Annotated in this window: 2 protein-coding genes; both read left to right on the top strand. The window is 35.4% G+C overall.

The genetic code is table 11. The annotated features are described in order from the left end of the window. The first annotated feature begins 202 nt into the window (after positions 1-202). Positions 203-1,396 (top strand): cardiolipin synthase, encoded by a 1,194-nt coding sequence (gene cls / locus ACODS7_RS31780; protein WP_016079634.1) that lies wholly within the window; start codon positions 203-205, stop codon positions 1,394-1,396. A 32-nt stretch (positions 1,397-1,428) separates the two neighbouring features. After that, on the top strand, positions 1,429-1,753 hold a 325-nt coding region (locus tag ACODS7_RS31775), incomplete at its 3' end, for a hypothetical protein (protein WP_488828550.1).

The following is a 1,753-nucleotide window of genomic DNA, read 5'->3' as shown; positions in this document are numbered from 1 at the left end:
CGGGCAGTTGATTTCCAAACTAACTTCTGCTTATTCATCAATTTTTGAAGTAGGAAGCTTACTGCCCGTTAAAGCGGGGTAAAGTGAAACTTTAATCAGTGCAACATACTATCATCTGATGAAATTTATAATGACAGCCGTGCTACCCGTATCATTTGTAACACACTGAAGGTGAAAAGAATGCGAAGGAGGGAATTCACTGATGCTCTACTTATCTCTTTTGTTAATATCCATTGCTCTTTGGATTACAATTGACCTTTCATACGGGAGATTTCTTCATTTAAAACGGGTAAGCTCTCGCACTTTCCCTTTACGTCAAAGTGATTTTCACCTTTATACATACGGGAAAGATTTGTACGATGCCTTATTTACTGATATAAAACAAGCACAGCACCACATTCATATTTTATTCTTCATTGTAAAAAACGATAAAATCAGTCGTGAATTTTTAAAGTTGCTGATTGATAAGGCTCAGGAAGGAATTGAAGTACGACTTTTACTTGATCGATTTGGCAGCCATTATTTATCAAACGAATCTATTCGCTCCCTGCAAAAACATGGTGTATCTTTTTCATTTTGTCATAAGGTAAAGTTTCCTCTTCCTTTCTTTTCTGCCAATCAAAGAAATCATAGAAAAATTACAGTGATTGATGGGAAAACCGGTTATATCGGGGGATTTAATATCGGCGAAGAATATCTAGGGCATAATGAAAATTTAGGATTATGGCGAGACTATCATTTACGTCTTACAGGAGAAGGGGTTCAAGATTTACAAAAGCAATTTTTGCATGACTGGTTTGATGATACGAAACAGAATTTATTGAATGCTTCGCTCTATTTTCCAAAACAACACAAAGGTACCATCCTACATCAATTTATTCCGACTGATGGTGCTTATTTACAGCATACTTTTTTACATTTAATTAGAGAGGCGAAAAAAGAAATCTTTATCGGTACACCATATTTCATTCCAGGGAAAAAAATTATGGATGCCTTATTAAAAGCAAGAGAAAGAGGGGTTCAAATCACAATTCTCGTTCCAGAAAAAGCTGATCACCCTCTCGTTCGAGAAGCAAAATTCCCGTACTGCCGAAAATTAATACAGGCTGGTTGCAATATTTACGCATTTCAACAAGGTTTTTTTCACGCCAAAATTATTATAGTGGATGATGATATTTGTGATATCGGAACAGCAAACTTTGATATGAGAAGTTTATATATTAACCATGAAATAAACTGCCTGTTATATAATAAACATTTCATTCAAACAGTAAAAAATAAATTCCATGAAGATTTAGAGAATGCATCCGTACTTTCCTATAGCGATGTAAACCCACCTTCTCTTATCGATAGAGGAAAGGAATGGATTGGAACAATGTTTGCTTTCTTTTTATAGGAAAGACAATGAATAAAAGAGGTGTATCTCATATGATTATGCGATTTGGATATGTCTCACATGCAATGGCACTCTGGGACTGTTCTCCTGCCAAAACAATGACGTTTACAAGCTTTAAAAAACTCAGTAAACAAGAGCGAGAAGACAAACTGTACCATGTTATAAGGCAAAATTTAGAGCACACAATACGTATCCTTCATTACAATATAGCGCATGAAATCCCGCTATATCGCCTATCGTCTTCCATCGTTCCACTTGCAACACATCCCGAAGTTGAATTTGACTATATTGGGGTATTCACACATGCCCATCAACTTAAGGATAGACACAATATTAACTTTTGTTCATTTGAACTAA

This window comes from Bacillus sp. FG16 (assembly GCF_057809515.1).
Note: the sequence above shows the minus strand (reverse complement) of the source record. Positions and strands in the feature narration are given on the sequence as shown.

Coding starts and splice junctions, on each gene's coding strand:
- cls (WP_016079634.1), top strand. CDS start 203: ATGCTCTACTTATCTCTTTTGTTAATATCCATTGCTCTTTGGATTACA.